Consider the following 1031-nt stretch of genomic DNA (forward strand, 5'->3'; position numbering starts at 1 on the left):
GATCGGCAAGTGCGGTCTCATATTCGCTCGCGTGGTCGTCGAGAAGGAAGCCCTCAATACGTGCCCGTGTGATCAGCGTCCTGCGTAGGTGGCGAACGCCGATATCGGGTTGGTCGAACCGATCAGCCAAGGCTATGGTCCCGACCACGACCACCCTGCCAAACGCGTTGAGGTTCAGCATGGCTGCATCGTGAATGGGGCCAGCGGTGTTGTCGATGAACACGTCCACCCCGTTCGGGCATGCCGCAGTGACATCGGCAACCAAGTCAGCCGAAGTACGGTGATTGACGCCGGCCCGGTAGCCAAGCGCCTTGCACCATTCGAGCTTCTCATCGGTGCCGGCCACGGCAACCGGATCAAGGCCCTTGATACGCGCGATCTGACCCGCGATCTGGCCGACGGCACCGGACGCCGCAGAAATCAGCACCGTTTCACCCTGCTTGGGGCGGGCGGTCTTGAGCAGAGAAAAATAGGCCGTGAGACCGGGCATTCCGAGGTAACTAAGAGCGGCCTGCATCGGAGCGTCAGTGGTGGCCACGAGCTTTGCCGATGACGCCGGAACGACGGTGAAGGGCTGCCAGCCGAAATAATCGCTCATCACGATCTGACCCGGGCTGAAGTCAGATGATCCGGATGAAATCACTTCCCCGACGCCGCCTCCCAGCATCAGATCGCCCAGCTTGAATCCCGCGGCGTAATTCTTCGCCGGGCTGATGCGGCCACGCATGTAAGGGTCCACTGAGAGCCAAAGGGTTTTGACCAGGAGCTCTCCGTCTGACGCTTCCGGAACAGGGCGATCTTCAAGTGCCCAGTTCTCAGTCGTGGGCATTGCCGAGGGATGGCTCCGAAGGATCCAGCTGGGATTTGTTGCCATGACGATCTCCGTGATTGGAAGGCTGCCTCTCTGTGATGCATAGATTTGCATTCCGTGTTAATGGGCGCTGCGCGAGAAAGATTGTTTTGAATTGCGAAAGAATGACCAATGGACATGGTTGAGGCCATGCGCGTGGCGGTCGAGGTTGCGCGACACG

At 59.6% G+C, this 1031-nt stretch carries 1 protein-coding gene; it reads right to left on the reverse strand.

What is annotated here, in order from left to right:
• A partial coding sequence (locus EN780_RS35010) for an NADP-dependent oxidoreductase (RefSeq protein WP_348631294.1) occupies window positions 1-925 on the reverse strand: 925 nt, incomplete at its 3' end.
• Window positions 926-1031 lie beyond the last annotated feature (106 nt).

The organism is Mesorhizobium sp. M4B.F.Ca.ET.089.01.1.1 (genome assembly GCF_004022605.1).
GTDB lineage: Bacteria > Pseudomonadota > Alphaproteobacteria > Rhizobiales > Rhizobiaceae > Mesorhizobium > Mesorhizobium abyssinicae.